Origin of the sequence: Aristophania vespae (genome assembly GCF_009906835.1) — a bacterium.
Lineage (GTDB): Bacteria > Pseudomonadota > Alphaproteobacteria > Acetobacterales > Acetobacteraceae > Aristophania > Aristophania vespae.
This window is the reverse complement of the sequence record NZ_CP047652.1, coordinates 1,345,823-1,369,454: the sequence shown is the minus strand read 5'-3', so window position 1 is coordinate 1,369,454 and position 23,632 is coordinate 1,345,823. Positions and strand designations below refer to the sequence as shown.

Annotated in this window: 17 protein-coding genes and 2 pseudogenes; 7 read left to right on the top strand and 12 right to left on the bottom strand. The window is 44.2% G+C overall.

Annotated elements, in window-relative coordinates; genetic code table 11:
• Positions 1-17: 17 nt before the first annotated feature.
• Both GT348_RS06150 and GT348_RS06145 read right to left on the bottom strand, forming a co-directional pair.
• On the bottom strand, positions 18-2,786 hold the full coding sequence (locus tag GT348_RS06150; protein WP_408865143.1) for an efflux RND transporter permease subunit: 2,769 nt from the start codon (positions 2,784-2,786) through the stop codon (positions 18-20).
• 51 nt (positions 2,787-2,837) lie between these two features.
• Positions 2,838-4,010, bottom strand: a complete 1,173-nt coding sequence (locus tag GT348_RS06145) for an efflux RND transporter periplasmic adaptor subunit (protein ID WP_160618954.1) — start codon at positions 4,008-4,010, stop codon at positions 2,838-2,840.
• 325 nt (positions 4,011-4,335) lie between these two features.
• Here GT348_RS06145 and GT348_RS06140 point away from each other — a divergent pair, with 325 nt between their 5' ends.
• The 4 genes from GT348_RS06140 (at position 4,336) to GT348_RS06125 (ending at position 7,377) form a co-directional block, all read left to right on the top strand.
• Positions 4,336-4,617: a CsbD family protein gene (locus GT348_RS06140; RefSeq protein ID WP_160618953.1), complete on the top strand. Its 282-nt coding sequence runs from the start codon at positions 4,336-4,338 to the stop codon at positions 4,615-4,617.
• A 121-nt stretch (positions 4,618-4,738) separates the two neighbouring features.
• A complete protein-coding gene (locus GT348_RS06135; protein WP_160618952.1) occupies positions 4,739-5,494 on the top strand; it encodes a DUF4339 domain-containing protein in 756 nt (251 codons plus the stop codon).
• A gap of 162 nt (positions 5,495-5,656) precedes the next feature.
• Entirely contained in the window at positions 5,657-6,295 is a 639-nt protein-coding gene (locus GT348_RS06130; RefSeq protein ID WP_160618951.1) for a ribonuclease HII, read from the top strand.
• On the top strand, positions 6,292-7,377 hold the full coding sequence (locus GT348_RS06125) for a site-specific DNA-methyltransferase (protein ID WP_160618950.1): 1,086 nt from the start codon (positions 6,292-6,294) through the stop codon (positions 7,375-7,377). Before GT348_RS06130 ends, GT348_RS06125 begins: the two co-directional genes overlap by 4 nt.
• A gap of 25 nt (positions 7,378-7,402) precedes the next feature.
• On the opposite strand, the gene GT348_RS09390 is transcribed toward GT348_RS06125, so the two are convergent.
• The 6 genes and pseudogenes from GT348_RS09390 to GT348_RS06095 form a co-directional block, all read right to left on the bottom strand.
• Positions 7,403-8,104, bottom strand: coding sequence for an ankyrin repeat domain-containing protein (locus GT348_RS09390; RefSeq protein ID WP_236646440.1), 702 nt, complete (start codon positions 8,102-8,104; stop codon positions 7,403-7,405).
• An 80-nt stretch (positions 8,105-8,184) separates the two neighbouring features.
• Positions 8,185-10,272 (bottom strand): DUF7408 domain-containing protein, encoded by a 2,088-nt coding sequence (locus GT348_RS06115; RefSeq protein WP_160618949.1) that lies wholly within the window; start codon positions 10,270-10,272, stop codon positions 8,185-8,187.
• Complete coding sequence (locus GT348_RS06110) at positions 10,272-12,494, bottom strand: DUF4159 domain-containing protein (RefSeq protein ID WP_160618948.1); 2,223 nt, start codon at positions 12,492-12,494, stop codon at positions 10,272-10,274. Before GT348_RS06110 ends, GT348_RS06115 begins: the two co-directional genes overlap by 1 nt.
• Before the next feature lie 26 nt (positions 12,495-12,520).
• Entirely contained in the window at positions 12,521-13,024 is a 504-nt protein-coding gene (locus GT348_RS06105; protein ID WP_160618947.1) for a BatA domain-containing protein, read from the bottom strand.
• Positions 13,021-13,923, bottom strand: a complete 903-nt coding sequence (locus GT348_RS06100) for a DUF58 domain-containing protein (protein WP_160618946.1) — start codon at positions 13,921-13,923, stop codon at positions 13,021-13,023. Before GT348_RS06100 ends, GT348_RS06105 begins: the two co-directional genes overlap by 4 nt.
• 17 nt (positions 13,924-13,940) lie before the next feature.
• Positions 13,941-14,968, bottom strand: a pseudogene (locus GT348_RS06095) (AAA family ATPase).
• Between the two features lie 179 nt (positions 14,969-15,147).
• Here GT348_RS06095 and GT348_RS06090 point away from each other — a divergent pair.
• Genes GT348_RS06090 through GT348_RS06080 form a run of 3 tightly spaced genes read left to right on the top strand, consistent with a single transcriptional unit; the run spans position 15,148 to position 18,731 of the window.
• The gene (locus GT348_RS06090) at positions 15,148-15,759 is read left to right on the top strand and encodes a DUF1285 domain-containing protein (RefSeq protein WP_236646439.1); all 612 of its coding nucleotides are present in this window, start codon (positions 15,148-15,150) and stop codon (positions 15,757-15,759) included.
• A gap of 3 nt (positions 15,760-15,762) precedes the next feature.
• Positions 15,763-16,950 (top strand): CCA tRNA nucleotidyltransferase, encoded by a 1,188-nt coding sequence (locus GT348_RS06085; RefSeq protein WP_160618945.1) that lies wholly within the window; start codon positions 15,763-15,765, stop codon positions 16,948-16,950.
• Positions 16,951-16,970: 20 nt separating this feature from the next.
• The gene (locus GT348_RS06080) at positions 16,971-18,731 is read left to right on the top strand and encodes an ABC transporter ATP-binding protein (RefSeq protein ID WP_160618944.1); all 1,761 of its coding nucleotides are present in this window, start codon (positions 16,971-16,973) and stop codon (positions 18,729-18,731) included.
• On the opposite strand, the gene GT348_RS06075 is transcribed toward GT348_RS06080, so the two are convergent.
• The 4 genes and pseudogenes from GT348_RS06075 to gpmI all read right to left on the bottom strand — a co-directional run bounded on the left by GT348_RS06075 (position 18,683) and on the right by gpmI (position 23,559).
• Complete coding sequence (locus GT348_RS06075) at positions 18,683-19,216, bottom strand: RNA pyrophosphohydrolase (protein ID WP_160618943.1); 534 nt, start codon at positions 19,214-19,216, stop codon at positions 18,683-18,685. The genes GT348_RS06080 and GT348_RS06075 overlap by 49 nt on opposite strands.
• Positions 19,213-20,616: a S41 family peptidase gene (locus tag GT348_RS06070; protein WP_160618942.1), complete on the bottom strand. Its 1,404-nt coding sequence runs from the start codon at positions 20,614-20,616 to the stop codon at positions 19,213-19,215. Before GT348_RS06070 ends, GT348_RS06075 begins: the two co-directional genes overlap by 4 nt.
• Before the next feature lie 132 nt (positions 20,617-20,748).
• Entirely contained in the window at positions 20,749-22,035 is a 1,287-nt protein-coding gene (locus GT348_RS06065; RefSeq protein ID WP_160618941.1) for a murein hydrolase activator EnvC family protein, read from the bottom strand.
• Positions 22,022-23,559: pseudogene (gene gpmI / locus GT348_RS06060) on the bottom strand (2,3-bisphosphoglycerate-independent phosphoglycerate mutase). The gene GT348_RS06065 and the pseudogene gpmI overlap by 14 nt, the downstream one beginning before the upstream one ends.
• Positions 23,560-23,632: the final 73 nt, after the last annotated feature.

The following is a 23,632-nucleotide window of genomic DNA, read 5'->3' as shown; positions in this document are numbered from 1 at the left end:
GCCAAAGGCATAAAGCCCTAATAAAGCCCTATAGCGGCAGAAGGTAGAGTTGATAGAATGGTAATAGGATGGATGAAGCTCTCATAAAGCATTCCCAGAACAATATATACAGCTACAATAGCGGCTATAATAAGCGCTAGTTCGTGCCCCAAAGATGTCTGGAAAGCTGCTGCTGTGCCCTGGAAAGCGGTTTGGAAACTGGCAGGAAGATTAATTTTATCTTTTGTATGTTCAATAGCCTGCGTTGCTTCACCCAGTGCATAGCCCGACGTGACATTAAATGAAATTGTTGTAGCGGGGAACTGCCCAAAGTGAGTAATGAGTAGCGGTGACTTCATGCGTGAAAGTTGTGTGACTTGCGATAAAGGGACAAGCCCTGAGGTGGGCTTACGTTCGGGCCCTGAAGTACTGCCACCGGCTTCAGATGAAATACCAGGTAAGTAAAGTTGTGATAGACTGCTTATGTCTTTATGCAAGCGAGGTTCAGCTTCTAAAATGACACGGTACTGGTTAGCCTGTGTGTAAATGGTAGAAACTTGTCTTTGACCAAAACTATCATAAAGGGCGTTATCGACTGTTTGTGGGGTAATAGAATAACGCGCTCCATTGGTTCGGTTGAGCGTGATCATGGCGGTGAGACCATCTGACTGAAGGTCAGATGTCATTGAAGCAATGGCTGGTTCTTTTTTAAGAGCGTCTAAAAAGCGCGGGACCCAAATTTCGAAGTCCTGATAATCAGGTGTTTCCAATACAAACTGATAGCGCATAGCCGAGACTGTTGAATCAAGTGATAAATCTTGAACAGGCTGGACAAATAATTGGGTTCCTACAACATCATGGCTTGCATCGCTCAATCTTTGCAAAATCGTAGTAAGAGAGCTAGTGCGTTTATCTTTGGGTTTAAGATTAATTAGAAAACGCCCGACATTAAGAGTCATATTCTGGCCATCAACCCCGATGAAAGATGACAGGCTTTCTATGTCGGGGTCTTGAAGAAGTCTTTTACCCAAGGCAGCCTGCTTTTCTTTCATACCTTCAAAAGATATGCTCTGGGCCATGACAGATACACCTTGCAGAACGCCTGTATCCTGTTCAGGGAAAAAGCCTTTTGGAATAGACCAAGCCAGAAATCCGGTTAGTAAAATTGTTCCTAGGGTAATAGTGAGTGTGAGTTTTTGGTGCCGTAGAACTATATTTAAGGCTCTGTCATAATGAGCAATCATCCAGTGCGTAAACTGTGTTATCCGCTCAGAAAAAGAGCGTTTTCTGTCTTGATGTTCTGCTTCTGAAAGACGTTTTTGAGCGGGTTTTTCGCTCAACATACGGGCGCACATCATGGGCACAAGCGTAATTGAGACGATGGCTGAAATAATGATCGTAATTGCCAGTGTGGTGGCAAATTCATGAAAAAGACGTCCCACAACGTCACTCATAAATAGCAGTGGAATGAGTACTGCTATGAGAGACACGGTTAAGGAAATGATGGTGAATCCTATTTCCTTTGCTCCTTTGAGAGCTGCTGTGCGGCGGTCGTCACCTGCTTCGACGTAGCGTGATATATTTTCAATCACAACAATGGCGTCATCAACAACAAAGCCTGAAGCGATGGTCAAAGCCATGAGAGATAAATTATCAAGCGAAAACCCAAGTAAATGCATAACAGCAAGCGTTCCGATCAAAGAAAGCGGAACTGACAGGCCGGGTATGAGCGTTGCAGGAACATTCCATAAAAAAACGAAAATAACGGCGACAACAAGAAACATCGCTAATATAAGTTCAAACCCTACATCGTGAACTGAAGCACGGATAGTTGTTGTGCGGTCAGTGAGAGGGGTAATGTCAATTCCGGTGGGCAGGTCTTGTCTAAGGCGGGGCAACATGGCCCGCACATTATCAGCGACAGCGATAACATTGGCGCCGGGCTGGCGCTGTACATTTAAAATGAGAGCAGGAACATTATTGGACCATGCTGCAAGCTGATTATTTTCGGCTCCTTCTATGACGGTTGCTACATCACGTAAGCGAATGGGACCATTATTTTGATAGGCAATAACCTGGTCCAATAATTGCTCTACAGACTGGATTTGGCCGTCAATGCGCAAAGATGTGGAATGTTTGGGACCGTCAAATGTGCCCGTAGGGGAATTTACATTGACTGTGCCAATAATGGTTCTAACTGTATCAATCGCAATGCCATAAGAAGTTAGCTTGGGGATATTAATTTGTATTCGGTAGGCTTTGCGATTACCTCCCGAAAGACTAACCAATCCTACGCCTGAAATTTGGCTTATTTTTTGTTCTAAGCGTGTATTTACGTAGTCTTCTACTTGCACAAGTGGCATTGTTTTAGATGTAATGCCAAGTGTCAAAACGGGTGTATCAGCCGGATTAACTTTGGCATAAATTGGAGGAGCAGGCAGATCACTAGGTAAAAGTGATTGAGCATTATTGATCGCTGCCTGCACTTCCTGTTCAGCAATATCCATTGCCATATCTAGCCCAAAACGCAATGTAACAACTGAAGCGCCTCCCGAAGATTGAGACGTCATTTGCTCTAGGCCCGCCATTTGACCGAGCTGCGTTTCTAAGGGGGCTGTGACGGAGGTCGCCATGACATCAGGGCTGGCGCCAGGATAAAAGGTCGAAACCGTTATGGTGGGGTATTCAACCTCTGGCAATGCTGAAATGGGAAGGAAGTGATAGCCTAGCAGGCCCGCCAGCAAAATGGCCACCATAAGGAGGCTGGTTGCTACAGGGCGGTCAATAAACAGGCGAGAAGGATTCACGAAAATGCACTTTCAGTCGTCAGAAAGGTAAAGATAAAGGCCTCGGTGATTTTACGGTGAGGGACGACCTTCTGATGATGTAATGAACACTTTACTGCCTTCTTTGAGGTGATTAATGCCGTCTGTGACAACTTTTTCTCCTGGTTTTAAACCTGAGAGAATAACGGTGTTGTTATCATCGCTTTGTCCTGTTTTGATGGCTCTTATTTCAACGGTCATATCGTCTTTAATGACGTAAAGAAAAGAACCGTCCGGCCCTGTCTGAACTGCGCCGCCGGGCACAAGCAAAACGTCATTGAGTGTTTTGACAAGAAGATGCGCATTGACAAATTCATTAGGAAAAAGTCTTTCATCTTCATTGGCAAAAATGCCGCGTAACCGCACTGTTCCCGTTGCTGTGTCTATTTGGCTGTCCAGAGCTTTAACCGTGCCTTCGGCAAGTTTTTGGGTGTTATCACTATTCCAGGCCTCAAGTTTTAAAAATTGCTGCTTGGAGAGTTGTTTCTGTACTTCGGGAAGATCATTTTGTGGCAGAGTAAATATCACTGATATAGGCTGCATTTGCGTTAATGTTGTCAAACCGCCCGACTGCCCGGTTGTGACGTAATTTCCAACGTCCAAGGCACGAATACCAACCCGCCCATCTACGGGGGCAAGGATATGGCAGTAATTTACATTGAGTTTGGCATTACGCACATTAGCTTCATCAAATTTGACCTGACCTTCTAACTGTTTGACCGTAAATTCTTGGTCTTTTGCAGTCATGGCTGACGTTGAATTTTGCTTGATCAGTCTTTGATAGCGGGCATTATCAATGCGGGCGCGTGCTAATTGCGCGCGATCAGCAGCTAAGGTTCCTTCATATTGAGCTAAAGTTGCTTCATAAGGGCGCGGATCGATAAGCTCTAATTCGTCACCAGCATGAACATGTTGGCCTTCTTGGTAATAAACTTTGAGAATATGACCATTAACGCGTGGCGTGATTGTAACATTAGCAACGGGAACGACTGTTCCTAAAAGTTGCAGAATAACCGGCATATGCCCTTTTTGGGCAGTCGTCACTGCAACAGCCTGAGCCTGATTTTTTGAATGTGCGTTTTTTTTGGTGCCAAAGTGAGCGTGAATAATAAGCTGCCATCCTATAAGAAGCAAAAGGAGAGCAAAAATGCTACCAATAACCCATTTTTTCCGTTTTTTTGAGGAAGCAGGAGGTTGCTTATTCATAAATGCAGCTTTCACCTCTTATTAAGATTTTATTGCTGGTTTCGAAGTAGGGACTATAATATTTAATAATATGATTTGCACCTAAACTTATAGCCCTCATGAATGAGAGATTTACATAATCCTTAGTTCGTAAATCCTCTTATTTTTCTTTAAAAAAAGTTAGTGAGCTTCTATCAATAAAGTGTTAACTGAGGATTACAGTAAGTTTATCTCTCAATTCTCTTGTGGTTTGAGCTATAAATGTCATATCCTATGAATGCTCCGATAAGGAGTATAGCTCGGAACTTTGCTTCTTATCGTCCATTTATGAAAAAGGGATAATCACATGGCAGAGTCAATTGGTAAAAAAGCCGAAGGCCTTCTTGATGAAGCTGTAGGCCGCACTAAAGATGCCGCAGGTGGCCTAACGGGTGATATGGGCATGCAACTTGGTGGCAAAAAAGATCAGCTTTCTGGCAAAGCTCAACAGGAATTTGCTGATCTTTATGATGCAAATGAATCCAAATTAGAGGCTGCAACAAGCTTTATTCAAGATCATCCTGTCATGGCTCTCCTTATAGCAACTGTTATAGGGTTGGTTATTGGAAGAGTTTTCTTTAAGAAGTGATAATAATCTAAGAATTTTTGATTAAAATAAGGCTTCCTGGGTGTTTAAATGCATCAGGAAGCCTTATTTATGATCAATTAACGATACATAATGTGTAAATTTAAGGGTGCGGTTTGGTTTTATGGAGTGGTTTTACGAACATAATGGTCAACAAATGGGACCTGTATCCCGAGCGGAGATCATTCGTTTAATTGTACAGCACCGTATCAAGCCACACACACTTGTATGGACTCCCGATTTTGGTGATCAGTGGCGCCCTGCGTCAAAGGCCGGTTTAATTACGCCTTCTTTTAGCGTGATGGTTTCTTCGGCATCTCGGGTAAAACCTCCACTGGGAGAAAAGAAAGACCCCGCAACAGTGCCTTCACATTGGGCATGGTTGATGATGTTGCCGAGCTTTCTTGAGATATTCATATTTATTATCGATATCGTGCGCGGTGTTGACCCGATGCAGAGATCAGGTTCAATTCTGGAAACGATTTGTTTTGCTGGGATCACTTTTATTGCAATGTGGTACGATCGCAAAACTCTGGCTGAACATGGCTATAAACCGCCTTCATTATGGTGGTGGCTGCTTTTGATCGGGTATTTTTGGGTGCGCTATTCGATCCTTAAAAGAGGATTGATTTTAGCGGTTATGCCGCTGGTTTTACTCTTTATTGGTATGGGATTAGGGGCTTATAGCTCTAAAATGTTAAAAGATTTTCCAGCCTATCACCCCCGCAAAGAACAGGTTCAGACTAACACCAATAATAAAACACCTAATTTTGCAGAAAAAAAGCAGCCAGGAAAAAGTCCTTCCCAAAAAGGACAAAATGATTCGCCCTTAAAAGACGGCGACAACTTCACGTCAGATTCGGCAGAAATCCAGCTTTAAAGTCCTTAAAATCGTTTTATGAAAAAGCCTCTTATTTCTAAGAGGCTTTTTTTATTGCTTGACTCACGTAATTTTTTTTCATTCAGGGGGTTGGCAACCGAGTCGAAGTGATTCAAAAGCTAAAAGGAGAAAGTTAGTTCGCTTAACCAGTTTGGAGTAAGGATGCCAGATTACAGCCTAGAGATTGCCTATAAGGGGCTTGTAGCTGGCGTGGACGAAGTTGGACGCGGGCCTCTGGCTGGGCCTGTTGTGGCAGCAGCTGTAGCTTTTATCACCCCTCCCGAAGGGGAACTTGCCATGCTTATTGATGATTCAAAAAAACTTTCTGCTATTAAGCGTGAAAAGGTTTTTAAAGCTCTTTATGCCTCAAAAAATGTTTTTATTGCTCCAGCAGCTGCTTCTGTTCAAGAAATAGAGGCTCTTAATATCAGTAATGCGGCACATTTAGCGATGAGGCGTGCTTTAAAGCGCTTAGCGCAGAAGGCAGGACAATGGCCTGTCATGGCCCTTATTGATGGTAAGCATGCCCCTAAAAATATTCCATGCCCTATAAAAATGATTATTAAAGGCGACGGGTTAAGTCTCTCAATTGCTGCGGCTTCGATTATTGCGAAAGTTTTGCGTGATCGCGCTATGGAGCGTCTATCACACCGTTACCCCATGTATAGCTGGGAGCGTAATTCTGGTTACGGCACCGCAGCGCATCTTTCTGGTTTAAAAATAAGTGGCATTACCCCTCATCATCGTCGCGATTTTGCACCGATACGTCGTTTGATTCCTACCGAGGCCTTTTCATTATGACAAATAATTTATTTCTTGACCAAATTATGCATGGTGAATGTGTAGAGGTAATGAAAGGAATCCCATCGGGCAGCGTAAACTGTATTTTTTCAGACCCACCTTATAATTTACAGCTTAAAGGTGAGTTGCGCCGGCCTGATGAAACCAAAGTTGACGGCGTTGATGATGACTGGGATAAATTTTCCAATTATGAAGCATATGATAAATTTACCCGTGACTGGCTTACAGAGGCACGTCGGCTGCTTGATAAAGACGGCACAATCTGGGTTATCGGATCATATCATAATATCTTCAGATTAGGCACAATCCTACAGGATCTTGGGTTTTGGATCTTAAATGATATTATTTGGCGTAAAGCAAATCCTATGCCAAATTTTAGAGGAAGGCGCTTTACTAACGCTCATGAAACATTAATTTGGGCTGCGCGTAGCCCTCAAAGCCGCTATTGCTTTAATTATCAGGCAATGAAGGCGTTAAATGATGACCTGCAAATGCGTTCAGACTGGTACCTTCCATTATGCACTGGCCATGAGCGGCTGCGTAATGAATTAGGGTCAAAATTACATCCGACACAAAAGCCTGAAAGTCTTTTACATCGTGTGTTGCTGGCCTCTACAAAGGCTGGTGACGTTGTACTTGACCCTTTCTGTGGAACAGGCACAACCCCTGCAGTAGCAAAAAAATTGGGGCGACATTATCTCGGTGTTGAACGTCATGATGATTACCTCAATGCGGCCCGGCGTCGTGTTGAAAATGTAGAAGTGCTTTCCGCAGATAAATTAGCAATCACCCCTGCTAAGAGGGAAATGCCGCGTATTCCTTTTGGCTTCTTTGTCGAAAATGGCGCATTACCTGCTGGTACTTATGTTTATGATCGGCAAAGACGCTTACGCGCTTCTGTTTCGCCTGATGGGACATTGGTTTCGGGGCAGCATAGAGGCTCTATTCATAAATTAGGCGCGCAATTAACCAATGCAGCATCATGTAATGGGTGGACTTTTTGGTATTTTGAACGCGATGGACAGTTAATCCAGCTTGATCAATTACGACAGGAAACTCATTCCCTCAGACAATCAGCCTGAGGGAAGTTTCGTTCGAAGTGGGAGGTTAGTGTTTTCCCATTTGCGTTTGCGCATGCCGAGCTGAATTTTTGTGTTTAGGCCCTGAAGTAACTTTAGGGCTGAGCTTTCCCCCTCTGTTAAATCCTAAAAAGCCGATACCAGGCTGTGGATGGCCACCATCACTTAAGGGGTGTATTTTGGGCGCCATTCTGGCTAGTCCCGCCTGGCCATTTACGGTTATGTGCGCGTTACCTTTTTTAGGTGTTTCTGTTTCATGCTCAACAGATGTCACTAAGCGGCCATCAGGATTATAAGTTTTCATTGATAGCAATAAAAACATAATATCATTGCGCCCAAGATCAATAGAGAGATCAAGAGGCGTCTGGTCTAATACATTCTTTGCATTGACGTCTGCCCCTCGACTTAGCGCTTCTTTAGCGGCTACGAGAGATCCACGATTGACGGCGTCAAATAAAGCGGCTGTTGGATTTAGATCAAGCCGGGAATGGCTTGTATCTTCTCCATTGTCATCAGCTCCAGGAATCGCGGAAGGAGGAGCAGACCGTTTAGCCTTTTTCTGCTCTTCAGCACGTTGCTGTGCTGCCATAGCATCTTGCTCTGCTTCTGCCTCATCAACAGCCTGAGCATGAGCCATGCTTGGATGGAACAGGTAAACCGGCCCCAATAAAAGAGTGGCTGTGAGGACACAGTGGAGCAAATAAGGCTTTGTGGAGTCAAATATGCGCATTGTTATAGTGTAGCCTCTTCTTTTCGTACTGGCGAGTCATGAAGATGGTGATTATCAACTGAGTTAGGTCTTTCTATCGCTTAATGACCTTCTCGCCACCAGCTAAGAGCTAAAAGGGGTAAAATAAGAATTAAAGCGAGCCAAGATGGTAAAATCGAACGCAGGTGGTCAGCGCCCATTATTTTTTCCCGGTGAAGGGGTAAGCCAGTCCAGTCAGTGCCAAATGCTTTATGGCCTTCTGCCACCTGTCTTAAGGTGGGTACCTTATGATCTCCAATCCAAAAAATTCCACCACCGGATTTTTCAACCAATGGTTCCAGCTTGTGTGCTGTACTTCTTAAATCTTGCATTTCGATGGTTTGCAAGGCTGTATCAGCAATAAATGTCGCAAGACCATTTTGGCGTATGGTCCAAATACCCTGATTATCTTCCTCATCAGAGGTGAGTGTTAGACTACCCTTCAAATGGTTAGAGTCATCAGAAACGGGTTGCATCTTAACCTGGAAATGTTCTCCTAGAGGGGAGGAAATATCTGCCATTAAAAAGTCATGTGGTGTAAGGCTGTAGCGATCAACAATAATTTTATGATCGTCAAGTCTGGCCTTTAGTCGCTCGCCTTCGAGGTCAGGTTCTTTCATAAGCCAATGAGATAGGCGGCGTAAAAGCTCTTTTTGTGGTCCACCACCGCTACCCCCGCGAGACCATAACCAAATTTGGTCAGATAAAATTTGAGCAACGCGGCCTTTATCGTCGTGTCTTATAGCTAAAAGAGGTGTGCCTTCTTTTGTTGCAAGAAGAACTTTGCCTTTTATTTGTGTGGTTTTTAAAAGCCGATACCATGGTCCCCATTCATCTCCCCAGGGACCCTTTTGAGATAAATGATTTGTAACTGGGTGATTTTGACCAAAGGGAGAGATAACAGGCTTAAAAACACCAGTTTCTGCGCCTTTATAGGTTACACGTGCAGGAAGCACTTCGCCTAAGGATGTATCTTGTAAGCTTCCTGGTTCAGCAAGTTCACTGCCTGATACAACTAATAATCCTCCTCCCTGACGGACATAACGCGTAATATTATCAATGTAAGATTCAGGTAAAATATTCGGGTTATCGAAGCTATCGAGAATAATAAGGTCAAATTGATTGGTTTTTTCGACAAAAAGCTCATGTGTAGGAAAAGGGATAAGAGCTAGATCAGATATAGGGGTGTCATCTGATGTTTCGGGTGATCGTAAAATTGTAAAATGCACGAGATCAACAGAAGGATCAGCCTTGAGCAAGTCACGCCATACGCGTGCACTTTGATTAGGCGCTCCCGAAACAAGCATGACTTTCAAATGATCTTGTATGCCCTGAATAGAAACAACGAGGCGATTATTACGCGTTGAGGCTTCGTCTGGCAGTTTTGAAGCAGATAATTCAATTAAATTTGAGCCATTTTGCGTTATTTTAACAGGAATATCGATTGTCTGCCCAGTTAATGTGTCAGCAATGAATTTAGGCTTGGCGCTGTTTTGGCGTTTATAAATTTTGACACTTTGCCCCGTTTTTCCTCCCAAATCATTTACTCGAATGTGTATATGGGCTTCGGTTCCCATAATCGCATAAGGCGGAGTTGACAGAAGCTGGAGGGCACGGTCTTTTTCTTCGCCTTTTGCGGTAAGAAGCAGATGAACAGGAAGAAACCGTCCCTTAAAGCCAGGTAATATATTATCTAATTTTTGTGGCGTATCGTGATTCATTCCATCGGTAAGAAGGAAGATGGCCGATAAGTTAGGATGATTTTGTGCTTCTTCTTTAATCGCTTCAAAAAGATGTGTCCCTTGCTGGTTGTCATCATTAACATCTAATCGATATGTCGAAACTCCTGCAATCTGGCTTGCCTGTTGCGCGAGATTATCAGCGGCTTTGTCGGCTATATCTCTGCGGTCACGAATATTCATGGAAGCAGTATGATCTACCACAATTAGAGCATCTTGTGGCTGGGGCTGATAGCGAGCCTGGCGGATGCCTGGTCCTGCCAGAAACATAAGCAGAATAACAAAAGCGAAGCTCTTAATGAGTTGTCCGCGAGTGTGCGTTATAAGTGCCCAAAGGCAAAAGAAAAAAGTACCAAAACTAATGACTATTAAAAGCCAGCTTGGAAGGAGAGGAGACCAGTCTAGGCTCATTATTCATCTCCCTCTTCTTCAATAGATGAAGGGCCGTTAGTCTTTAATCTTTTGAGCATTTCTGGATAAGTGCGCTGGTCATATTTATAATTGCCGGTGAGGGCGTACATCACGACATTCATGCCAAAACGATAAGCGAGCGTGCGTTGGTCTTCTCCCTCGGGGATGACGGCAAAAAGTGTGTGGTTATTGTCATCTATTGCCCAGGCATGAACCCAATCAGCATTACCAATGATAATTGGACTTACGTCCTCTCCTTCATCAAGCTGCGTATGGGCAATATAAGCATCTTGCCCTGCAATGCGACCGGGAAAGTCATGTAAAATATAAAAAGTACGGGCCAGGGTCTGTTTGTCAGTGAGTAATTCAAGGGGTGGGATCGACAAACCTTTTGTCGCATTGCGTAAGATTGTCTGGATTGTTTTGAGGCTTTTTTCTCCAATCAAACTACCAGCCCCCATTTCGTCAATCAGTAATAGCCCGTCATGAGACATATATTCATTTAATGCTTTGGCCTGATCATTACTCAGTTTGGTTTCTGTTGTGATAGGCCAATAAATCACGGGATAAAAAGCCAAATTATCCTGCCCTGGTGTGACGGCACGCGGTGTACTTAAATGCGCTGTACTGCGTTGATTAATGAAATGTGTTAGTCCCTTTAGTCCCTCTTTAACAATTTCGTCAGTGTCTGCCTGTCCTGAAGGAATAAAAGCAAGGCTTGGCTGTAAAGCTTCAGGTGGGGCGGTTAAAGAGGCTGCATAGCCTGAGGGACTATGTAAGATGGGTAACGTCAGACATATAATGCTTATTCTTAAGGTTATTTTAGAAAAATTGCCGTGCCGACATATTGTGAGAATGAGGTCTAGCATAAGCAGGATAAGGGCAAATACGAGCAGGAACGGCCCTAAAGCATAATGAGCCGGACTTAAATCAGGCTTTGTGAATACACCTAATAAAGGCTCTTTAATAAGAGGGTTTTTATTTTGTACGAGATTGAAAGGTACAATATTTGGCGCAACACCATAAAAACCGACCGGATGAGTGGCGCTAACGCCATCTGAGTTATTTCTAGGCAGTGGTAGAGCCGTTAAAGGTGGTTTTTCGAGTGTGCCTTTTAAAGAGAGTGTTTTCCAGGGTGATAATGAGGTTTCAGCTATGATAGAGCCTGTTTCATTAAGGCCATTAACATGTGGTGTTACCTCAATAAGTTTTTCCAGAATTTGTGGAAATAAACCCGATAGAGGCAGGTTGGACCAATCAGCTGTGGGCGTCACATGAAATAAAATGACCCATCCTTTTCCTTCCTGCCGAGCAGTTATGAGGGGGGTGCCGTCATTTAATGTAGCCCAAACATGGCTTGAAAGTGTTTCAGAAGGTTCTGCAATAAGTTGCTTTTTTACAGAAACATCTTTTGCAACTGTTAGTCCGTAAAGGGGTGAATTAGGAGGAAAGGGCGCTAAATTTTGTGGTGTACTCCAAGACATGGAACCACCCAAAGTCCGCTCACCTTGTCTTAAAGGCACTGTAATCAAAGCTTTTTGGGTAGGACTTAAAATTTGAGCAGTGCTTTTACCTAAAATTGGTCCTGCAAAGCGAATTAAAATACCACCATTTTGCACCCAATTGAGCACTTTTTCCGAGGCAGTATCGCTTGATAGTGATCCGTCAGTGGCTAGTATGACAGAAAGCTGGCTTTGTTTAAGAGATGAAGGCGTAATATCTTTGCTTAAGGTAAAATTCTCCAAAGCGCGTTTAAGATAAAACACATTGCCAATTAAAGGCTTATCGTCACCGCTTTGGCGTAATATGCCAACAGAGCGTGTACTGCTAGGGGCTTTTAATAAAGCCAGGCCAGCAGGTGACATAGTACCTTCTATGGTTAGGGCATGAAGAGAAGGTAATAATGCACTTTCTATAGAAAATGTGCGGTACAGATTGGGGGTAATGTCCCATTTTTGGATGGGCGTAAAATGACCATTTTTTTGTAGGGTGAGGGCTTTAAGCTTCAAAGGTTTGGTAGGACAGTTCTCAAATTTTTTGGCGATTACACCTATTTTATTGCCCGAAAGAAGCGTCGCATAAAGCTGCGTTATATGACAATCCGGCCATCTTATGTCTTGCCTGTGAGGGCTGTGAGCTAAAATTGATATTAATTCTTGCTCTGATGAATCTGCTACGCCATCTGAAAAAATGGCAACATCAGATGAGCGCAAAATCGACAAAAAAGAAGGCCGGGATAAGAGCCATGTCAAATGATGTCGATCAGGTTTCCAGGGTGAGGGGCAAGCTCTGCAATATAGTCTTTAAATTGTTTGGGATCAGAGGTCTGAAAAATATCGGGCCATTGGTTATTTTTCAGGCGCGTACTAAGTAATACACGCACTGTTCCCCCTTTTTCGAGGGTTTTTAATCCCAAACGAGTAAAAGCGATTTGTCGTTCATGCCATTGGGACATGGCAGCCCAGTCATTATCAATAATGATAATTAGATTTTTTGGGGCTGTTTTTTGCTCGCCAGGCCCCCAAACAGGATTGGAAAATCCTAAAATGAGTGATGTTACAGCTAGCAATCTGAGTAGAAGAAGCCATAAGGGGGTGTGAGCTGCATTTTGTTTATGTTGAGTAAGGCGGCGTAGTAGCAGAAGGGATGAAAAATTATGCAGGCGGGGCTGAGGTGGAACAGCTTTGACTAACCACCAAATAAGGGGAAGAGCCAGCAGGGCTAGTAGAAGCCAGGGTGAAAGAAAGCTCATGCCTTGCCCCCTAACAGCGCTTCTAATGTTAATAAATTGGGTAATAAAGCTTTATTAGTCAGGTGAAGCTGATAAAAAACATGAGGCATTACGTGGCTATATTTTGCTAAAATATCTAATTGCCTTGTTAATTCCGCCTGATAATCTTGTTGTAAAGACTCATTAGCTGATAAAATCAAAGCATCAGGATCCTCAGAGCTTGTAAATTTAAGATGTCCTGAATAAGAAAAATCATATTCCGCAGGGTCTAAAATAACATAAAAAATTGTTTTTCCTGGCCGGTTTTTACAGGATTTCAAAAGAGTTTCTAGGGCTGACTCTTCCCACAAAAAATCACTGACAATGAGTAAGGTAGCATGGGGTGCGGCAAGCTCAATTAGTGGTAATTCGCTTGTATTATGGGTTAAATGGTGTGCCAATTTAGGAAGAAAATGACTCCCATTTAAAAAATGTTTTTGCCCCAGAGCATTGACGTTTTCTCCTGCTCTTAAAGCAGCTTGCCCCAGAGCGAGAGAGCTTTTTATGGCAACTTCATATTTTGTCGGAAGTTTTTTTTGCGATGACCATTTCATAGAAGGAGAAGAATCAACCCATAATATGAATGGACGTGGTGTTTGCCTCTCTCTTTCTCTGACCCAGAGAGTCTCTTCGTGAGGTGAACGTGCAGATTGTTTCCAATCAATGAAAGAGGCAGGCTCATGAGGCTGATAAGCTCTAAACTGCCAAAAATCTTCTCCTGTTCCGCTACGTTTATGGCCGTGTCTCCCTATTTGTAAGAGTTTGGCAAGTTGGCCTGCTGCCAAAATTAACTCAGGGAGATGATAGTCTTCTTTTTGCAAAGAAGACTCTTTTGAAGACAAAATTTTATAGCGGTTCAGAAAAGAAAAAGGACGTAACACGTTAGAGTTTGCCCGCTTTATGTCAGATGAGAGACATGGTTATGAATTAAAGAGTCTGCGGTTATGCCTTCAGCCTGGGCTGAGAAAGATAGCCCTAAACGGTGCGCTAATACAGGTTGTGCGAGTGCAAAGACATCATCTTGATTAGGTGCCAGACGCCCATCAAGCAAGGCTCTTGCTCTGACAGCCATCATAAGAGCCTGAGACGCACGAGGTCCTGGGCCGTAATCAAGAGATTGTTTGACCTCAGATGAGGCCTGCGCCTCTTGAGGGCGTAAGCCCCGGACCAGAGCAAGAATTAGATTAATGACAGTTTCCCCAACAGGGAGATGCCTGACCAGTTTTTGAGCGCTTAGTAATTCTTGAGCATTCAAAATGGTCTTGGGCTCTGACTGGTTGATTCCCGTTGTTTGCAAAAGCATCTCACGTTCTGCTTGCTGTGAGGGAAAATCGAGCAAGATTTGCAGCATAAAGCGGTCTAGCTGCGCTTCTGGTAACGGGTATGTGCCTTCCTGCTCAATAGGGTTTTGTGTTGCCAGCACATGAAAGGGACGAGGAAGGGGCCAGGTTTTACCACCTTGTGTAACAACACCTTCTGCCATTGCCTGTAAAAGGGCCGATTGAGTGCGTGGACTGGCACGATTAATTTCATCAGCTAAAATGAGTTGACCAAAAATAGGGCCTGGCAGGAAACGAAAGTAACGTTTGCCGGTTTCATCCTGCTCTAAAATCTCAGCTCCCGTAATGTCAGAAGGCATGAGATCAGGCGTAAATTGAATGCGCGAACTATCAAGCCCTAAAGCTTTGGCGCATGTATTGACCAGAAGTGTTTTACCAAGCCCGGGGCTCCAACCAATAAACCATGCCCGCCACTTAGTAATGTAATGAGCACCTGCTCAATCACAGTTTCTTGGCCCAGGACAATTTCACTAATTGATTTAGATAAAAGCTTTAATTTAGGTGCTACTGAATCGACACCATTAATGGTGTCTTGGCCGGTTTGATATGGCGGGCTTAGGTCTTCAGTCTTGTTATGATCAGTCATACGCCCTCTAAATTAGTGTTGGTACTTTATTATAATGCGCTCATCATAGTCATTTCGAGCAAAAATACGTAGCATATCTATTTCTCCCCCTTATCTAAACTAAGTCAGGGCCCTATATCAAAGGGGCTTTGTAAGCATTTATATGAAAAAATGGCTTTAAATGATGAAAGGAGGGACAATTGAATAATAAAATAGAGCCTTCAAACCTTTTAGTCTCTTCTTCTGGCATGTCTTTATGCTCTAAACAGACTTCCCTTCACGAAAAAATTACTCAGCAAGATCAGCCTCTTCCGCGTCTGCCATTTCATATTTGTCGTGATGGTACGTGGCTTTATCGAGGGTCTCCTATAAAGCGTAAAGCTCTTATTTGTCTTTTTGCCTCCCTTTTAAGACGAGACTCCATGGGGCGTTACTGGCTCAAATCCACAACTGAATCAGGTTTGATTCATGTTGAAGACGTTCCCTTTATGGCCATTGAGCTTGATTTTCGAGGTAAGTGCAATAGGCATCAGACACTTTGTTTTAGAACGAATGTTGATGAGCTTATTTGCCTGGGAGAAGACCACCCTTTAATTTGTGATTGGGACCGCCCCCTAGAGGATAGTACTGTTCCCTATATACATGTGCGGGATGGCGAGGGAGATAAGCCAATTTTAGCTCGCGTAAGCCGCGCTCTGCTATTTGAATTGGCAGCCCTGGCTACAATTGGGCATGTAAATGGCAAGGCCTGTCTTGGAGTCTGGAGCCGAAATTGTTTTTTCCCGCTCTCACGTTTGGCTGATAAAGAGTAAAAATTGCCAATATCATTTGAAAATTTAGCGGGTTATGCAGGGCTAAATAAAATATGGGAGGCCCTGCCCGAAGCGCGTTTGGTGGGGGGATGTGTGCGTGATCTTCTCATTGGTCGAGACGTTAATGATATAGATTTGGCTTCTCCTTACACGCCTGAAGATAATATTAAAAAATTGCAGGAAAAGGGTATTAAAACAATCCCAACAGGATTGGATCACGGCACGATTACCGCCGTGATTGACCGTCGCCCCTATGAAATTACCACCTTGCGGCGTGATGTTGAAACTGATGGCCGTCATGCTGTTGTGGCGTGGACTGATAATTGGCAAGAAGATGCCCAACGGCGCGATTTTACAATGAATGCGCTTTCTTTAGATCAGCAGGGTATTTTATATGACTATTTTGGTGGTGAGGCAGATTTAAAAAAAGGGCGTGTTCGCTTTGTCGGTGAAGCGACTAAAAGAATAGAAGAAGATGCCTTACGGTCATTACGTTTCTTTCGTTTTCAGGCACGTTATGGCCAAGGTGAAGCTGATCAGGATGCTTGCAAAGCTATAAAACAAAACCATGCCCTTGTGCGAAATTTGTCCATTGAGCGCGTTGCTTCAGAGCTTTTAAAAATTCTTGAAGGGCCAGAGGTTGGGTCTATTATTGCGCTTATGCAGCAGACAGAAATTTTGTCTGAAATTTTACCTCATCCTGACCCTGAAAATTTAAAGCGATTATTAGCCTGTCAGGATCCTCCTAAAGCCTTACCAAGGTTATTTGCTCTTAATCCTGATCCTTCTATCGGGCGTCATCTAAAATTGTCACGTATGCAGCAATGCGCCTTAAAAGCTTATGCCAATAATGAGCCAATTTTACTGCCTGGTGGTTCTGACGATGAGTTGCGCCGCTTAAAAGTTGCTCAGGAGTTATCTCTTCTGATTGATCGTTCATGGCTCTGGCAGGCAAAAGAGTTAGGTAAGCCTAGCAAAGAATGGTCTCATTTTCGGCAAAGATTATCCCTTCTTCCGCAGCCCGAGTTTCTTTTAACAGGGCGTGATGGGATGGAATTGGGCCTGCCACCAGGGCCAAATTTGGGGATATGGCTTAAAAAAACGCAAAATTGGTGGTTAGAACAAGGGTGCCGCCCCGATAAAGAAGCCTGCCTGGCCTGGTTAAAAGAGCAAGTTTCTTCTGATTCCTAAGCGTGGTAAAGCCATAGGTTATGAAATCCGCGTCCTCTTATGACAAAGCCACTTGGTCACTTTTAAAGCGTTTATGGCGCGATCATATCCGTCATCATAAAAGTCAATTAGGCCTTATTTTCATTTTAACGATTATTATGGCCCTTTTAACAGCAGCGTACCCCATTGTTATCAAACGGGCCATTGATATGTTTACGGCGCATGATCCCCGTATATTATATCAGATTCCTATTGTGGTGATTTTAGTGACAGGAGCCAAAGCTCTGTCGCAATATTGGCAAAATGTTTCCGTTCAATCCTTAATTTGGACTATCATACGTAGTTTGCAGCAGCGTATGTTTCAACATACCCTCCAGGCTGATATTGCCTATCTTGAGCAAGAAGCGCCTGCCCAATGGGCTGCTCGTTTTACAACAGATGCTTTGACTGTGCGAGAAGCCTTAACGCGTGCCGTTAATGCCTTAGGTGATGTCATAACACTTGTGGGACTTGTTGCTTCCATGATCTGGGCGGATTGGGAGCTTAGTCTTATTGCTCTTATTTTATATCCGCTTGCTATTATTCCTGTGCAAAAATTAGGGCGCCGTGTGCGAAGGGCCTCACGGGGGGTGCAGGAATATGTAGGTGTTGCAGCAAGCCTATTAACAGAGAGCTTTGCTCTTTCACGCCAGGTGCGTGTTTACCGCTTAGAAAAGCAGGAAACAAAACGTGTAGGGGCTGCTTTAGATTTTTTGCATGATAGTTTTTTGCGTATAGCATGCACACGTGCACGTCTTGACCCCATGCTGGAAGTCATTGGTGGGGTCGCTATTGCTTTTGTTCTTGGTTTTGCAGGGTGGAGAGCGGCTCATGGTGGTGCCACATTAGGGGGATTTACGGCTTTTATTGCGGCTCTTTTTGCAGCTTCGCGGCCATTAAGGGCATTAGGCTCGCTTAATACAGCCATGCAAGAAGGGCTTGCAGGTATGGAGCGCGTTTATAACGTAATTGATAAGCCTCAGGCTGTACAGCAAAAGGCAGAGGCTCTTTCTTTGCCTGAAGGTGGCGGGAAAATTCATTTTAAAGACGTATGTTATGATTATAGAGATGGTAGAACAGGGTTAAAACATTTTTCTCTTACTATTGAGCCAGGACAATTAATCGCGTTTGTGGGGCCAAGTGGGGCCGGAAAATCAACGGCTTTATCATTGATTCCGCGCCTTCATGATGTTGGCTCTGGCGAGTTGCTGCTTGAGGATATTGATAGTCGCTCCCTTACGCTGGATAGTTTGAGAGACTCCATTGCCTATGTGAGTCAGGAAACGGCTCTTTTTGATTTGACCATAGAGGAAAATATTCGTTTGGGTCGTCCCGAAGCAAGTGATGAAGCACTGCATGAGGCATGCCAGGCAGCTTGCCTGGATTTTGTTGAAACTCTGCCAGATGGATTAAAAATGCGTGTAGGTCCTGGAGGGCAGGCTTTGTCTGGAGGGCAGAGGCAGCGTGTGGCTCTGGCGCGGGCTTTGTTGCGTGATGCCCGGATTTTGCTTTTGGATGAAGCAACAAGTGCTCTGGATTCAGAAAGTGAAGCGAAGATTCTTGCAGCTTTATCAAAAATCAGAAAGGGGCGTACAACGCTCGTTGTTGCACACCGCCTTTCCACTGTTCAGCAAGCTGATGTGATTATTGTTTTAGAAAATGGCTCTATAGCGGAAACTGGCTCACATCAGGAACTTCTCGCTAAAAATGGTCTTTATGCGAGGCTTGTGCGGGTCCAGTCTTTTGAGGCCGAGGCGTCCTGAAAAATTTTTTCTAATTCAGGCAGTAAGGTTTCATACATGTTTTTCTTAAAGCCAAGATCATAATTCCCGCTTAAGATGTCCTGAACGCTTAACCATTTCCAGGCTGTAAATTCAGGAGGATCCTGAACATCAAGGCATATATCATCTTCTGTGCCAGTAAAGCCAAAAACGAGCCATTTTTGCCTTTGTCCCCGAAATCTTCCTCCCAAAGCGCGACCGAGTAAATGGGGAGGAAGATCATAAGTGACCCAGTCAGGATGTTCCCCCAAAAGCACGGCGTTCTGCGTGCCTATTTCTTCCTCCATTTCTCGCCAGGCGGCGTGATAAAGATCTTCACCCTTATCAACGCCTCCCTGTGGGCATTGCCATACACTTCCGGGTAAATCAGCCCTTTGGGCTACAAGCAGCTTTCTGTCTTTGTTAAAAAGCGCCAGGCCTACATTAGGGCGATAGGGAAGGGTGGTTATGGAGGTGGGGCGGGTCATTTTGGTGCTTTAGCCTTCGCGCTACTTAAAGCATTGAGGAGATGAATGGCTTGTTGGAGCTGAAAATCCGTTTCAGGTTTCTCAGGATTAAAGCTAGGCCATTTTTCTGGCGGTTCATGAGGGATCGCTTTGATAATATCAGCAGGAAGATCGCTACGAATAGAGTCCTGTCCGGCTTTGCCACCAATATTACTGAGAACATGGGCCAAGTCTGATTCACGATAAGTATAAATTTCATCTTTATCGCGTGTTTCTTTGACCTCAACATCAGGTGTGATTCCGCGGCCCTGAATAGAACGGCCTGAAGGCGTGTAATATCGGGCTGTTGTTAAACGTATCGCACCCTGATCAGCGATGGGAATAAGAGTTTGAACTGATCCCTTACCGAAAGTGCGCTCACCTAAAATAATGGCGCGCCGATGGTCTTTTAAAGCGCCTGCAACAATTTCACTTGCCGAGGCCGAGCCTGCATTGGTTAGTACAACAATAGGCAGACCATGGGTGATATCTGTGCCTTTAGCATGCCAATGCTGATTATTTTCTGGGTGACGGCCACGGACTGATACAATTTCGCCTGACTTAATGAAATCTCGTGAAACAGCAATAGCCTGATCAAGTTTTCCACCAGGGTCAGCTCTAAGGTCCAATATCAGACCAGAAAGCGTTTTAGCTGGGGTTTTGGCAACCATTTTGACTAATTTTTTATAATTTACACGGATTTCACGATCGCTTGAATCGTCAAACTCAGCGAGGCGTAAATAACCAATTTTGCCATAAAGAGCTGAACGGACGACCTGAACATGAATAATTTCACGTGTTATAGTGAAATCCATCGTTTTGCCCGTTTTGGGGCGTAAAATAGTAATGTTGATTTTAGTGCCAGGGGCGCCCCGCATTTTGCGGACAGCTTCGTCAAGCGTTAAATCAGCAACATTTTTATGATTAATCATGGTGATAACATCACCAGACATAATATGGGCTCGTGCTGCGGGGGTACCTTCAATAGGTCCTACAACACGTATATGTCCGCTATCGGCCTGGACTTGCAGGCCAAGACCACCAAATTGACCCGAGATTTCATCTTGCATTTGCTTAAATTGCTCAGGCGTCATGTAAGATGAGTGCGGGTCAAGATTGCCTACCAGACCATCAAGAGCATTATTGATCAGTTTTTTATCACTAATAGGCTCGACATATTCGGAATGGACTACATCCATTACAGTGCCGAAAAGGGTTAATAAGCGCACAGTCTCAGCATTATTAGGCTCGTCTTGTGCCGTTTCTTTAGCTGAAGCAGCCCACAGGGAAGAGCCAACAGAGTTTGCGTTATAAAGGCTTGTGGTAATGCCGATACCTGCTGAAAAGGCAAATCCCATTAAGAGGGCAGTTTTAAACTTCATATGGTCGTCATCCTCACGGGATTGGGAGGGCTAGTTCTAAAAATCAGGGCCGGGATTAAAATAATCACAGCTGAGCAGCTTACATTTTTTACGTCTCTGCTCCAAGGGTTATTCTAAATAAACTCTTGAACTTTATGAGCCTTTCAGGAAAGGCATGGGATTAATGATTTGCACGCCATGGCGAAGCTGAACAAATAGTTCTCCTCCACTACTTGGCATATGCCCTAAAGAGCTTCCCCGTTTGATATGTTGCCCAGATGATGCTGTAATTTGACCAAACCCAGCAAGGACAAAGCGCTGTTTACGACCGCAATCTAAAATAACCATTTGTCCAAATGAGCGAAAAGGCCCTGAATAAAGAAGTCGTCCGTTACAAGGGGCAATGACATTTGCGGCATTTGTAACTTTATATGTTAGACCAGTTGCTGGCCCCGCTTCTGTTTTTTGATGCCATCTCTTTATGAGTGTGCCTTGTACCGGGGTAAAGCCCTGGCCTTTTGTAATGCCTTTACCCCCACTCAAGGCACGAGCAGCAGCCTGCATTTTACGTGCTTTAGCGAGCTGGTGGCGTCTTGCCAAACGTCGTGCTTCTTGTTGCAGGCGTCGTCTGGCCTGAGCTTCTTTTTTGGCAATAAGTTCGATTTTATTTGTCAGATCACGCATATTTTTGCGCGCTTGTTTGAGCTTGTTTTGAGCTTGAATGTAAGCTTGTTGATCTGCTTTGCTTTTTAAAAGAGCCTCTTTGGTTCGTTTTTCAGTAAGCGTTTTGCGTTTTTGTTGATTAAGCCGTTGCTGTTCTAAATGCTCGGCCTGCTGATCAAGCGTCTCTTGTCGATGATGAAGAGAATTTTGCGCGACAAGAAGTTGTTCAGCCTGTCTTTGAGCAAAAGTTAAACGTGCTTTTAATAGAGATTGTGCAAGCAGATTATCTTCATTCCCTTTTGGAGGAAGAAGAAGAGTGAGTTCACCAGATTTCCGCAAATTCTCTGCGGCAGGGAGAGCGCGCGCTATATTTAAAGCATTATTTTTCTGCTTTTCTTCTACATAGGCTTCACCCTTATCAAGCTGCTCTTGTCTGTGATTCAAAGCATCCAGGGTTGATTTTGTGTGTGCGAGTGCGGTTTCTAAACTGCGTTGTTTATTTCTAAAAATGCGTAACTGGCGGGCGCTTATTTTTGCTTTTGAGGCCGCTTTATGCATTTGCGCTTCTTGCGCTTTTAAAGCTGTTAATTGCGTCTGAAGGCTTTTTTGTAATTCCAGGCGAGATTTTTTCGCTTGTTGCAGGGCTTCTCTCTCAGTGAGGGCAGCGGCCTGCATTCCCATAAAAAGGGGAAGGGAAAATAGTAATATGGCTGAGAGGCATATACCTCTCAGCCCCCATTTCAGCAATGGATGTAAAATAGACTTACGCTTTATCAATCAGCGATTTACCTGTCATGGCAGCTGGTTTTTTAAGCCCCATTAAATGCAGGATTGTTGGTGCCAGATCAGCAAGACGGCCATCATGTACCGCTACATTCTCTTTGGAATAAGCAAGAATGAAAGGCACCTTATTGATCGTATGAGCTGTGTGAGGCCCCCGGTCTCTGGGTTTTTCATGGTCTCACAATTACCATGGTCCGCCGTAACCAACAGGATACCGCCAGCTTTTTCAATAGCGTCAGCAATGCGGCCTAAGCCTGTATCAACAGCCTCGACAGCTTTAATGGCTGCTTCTAATGATCCTGTATGACCTACCATATCTGGATTGGCAAAGTTAAGGATGACCATGTCATATTTGCTAGAAGAAATGGCTTCGACAGCGCGGTCAGTCAGCTCTACAGAAGACATTTCAGGCTGTAGGTCATAAGTGGCTACTTTAGGAGAGGAAACCAAAATGCGGTCTTCTCCAGGGAGTTTAACTTCCTGCCCACCATTAAAGAAATATGTAACGTGAGGGTATTTCTCAGTTTCAGCCATCCTGATTTGTTGCAACCCTGCAGCTGATACAACTTCACCCAAAAGGTCTTTAAGAGTTTCCGCGGGGAAAAGGATCGTCACATAAGGCGAAAGTGTATCTGAATAATGGGTCATTGTGCAGACCCCGGCTAGCTCCAGGCGTGTGCCGCGGTCGAAACCATTAAATTCAGGGAGGATAAAGGCATTCAGAATTTGGCGGATACGGTCAGCACGGAAATTTGCCGAAAGGATAGCATCTCCGTCTTTCATGCCGTCATAATTGCCAATGACAGCAGGAATTACAAATTCATCACCACGATCGTCTTTTGCATATTGGTCTTTAATAACCGCTGTTGGGTCAGCAAATTTGGGGCCTTTGCCGTAACGAATCGCGTCAAAGGCTTTTTGCACGCGGTCCCAACGATTATCGCGGTCCATTGCATAATAACGGCCACTGACAGTTGCAACATCTACACCTTCAGGAAGGGCCTTAAGGAGCTCAGGTAGGGTTTCTTCACCTGATTTAGGAGGAACGTCACGCCCGTCAGTAAAGAGGTGGAGCTTAACCTTAATGCCGGCATCATTAACAATTTTGGCTAAAGCAACAATATGGTCCTGATGAGAATGTACGCCACCTTTAGAGGCAAGTCCCATTAAGTGGCAGGTTCCACCAGTACGTTTTAAAGCGTCTATAAAGCCATTTAAAACGGAGTTTTTGGCCAGTGAGCCATCATTACAGGCGTGGGTGATGCGCGGTAATTCCTGCATGACCACGCGGCCTGCACCAATATTAAGATGCCCCACTTCTGAGTTGCCTATTTGTCCTGCTGGAAGACCGACATCTTCTCCACTAGCTTGGAGAAAGCTATGGGGATGACCAGCCCATAATTTATTGAAATTGGGCATTTTTGCTAATCTAACAGCGTTATCTGACTGATCTTCACGCCAACCAAAGCCATCAAGAATAGCCAACATAACGGGGCGAGGTGTTGTAGACTTAGACATAGAACCGCTCCTGCCGTCATTTATAAAATAAAGGGTAAAATTTACATTTCCCTTATAAGAATTGTGAGATTTT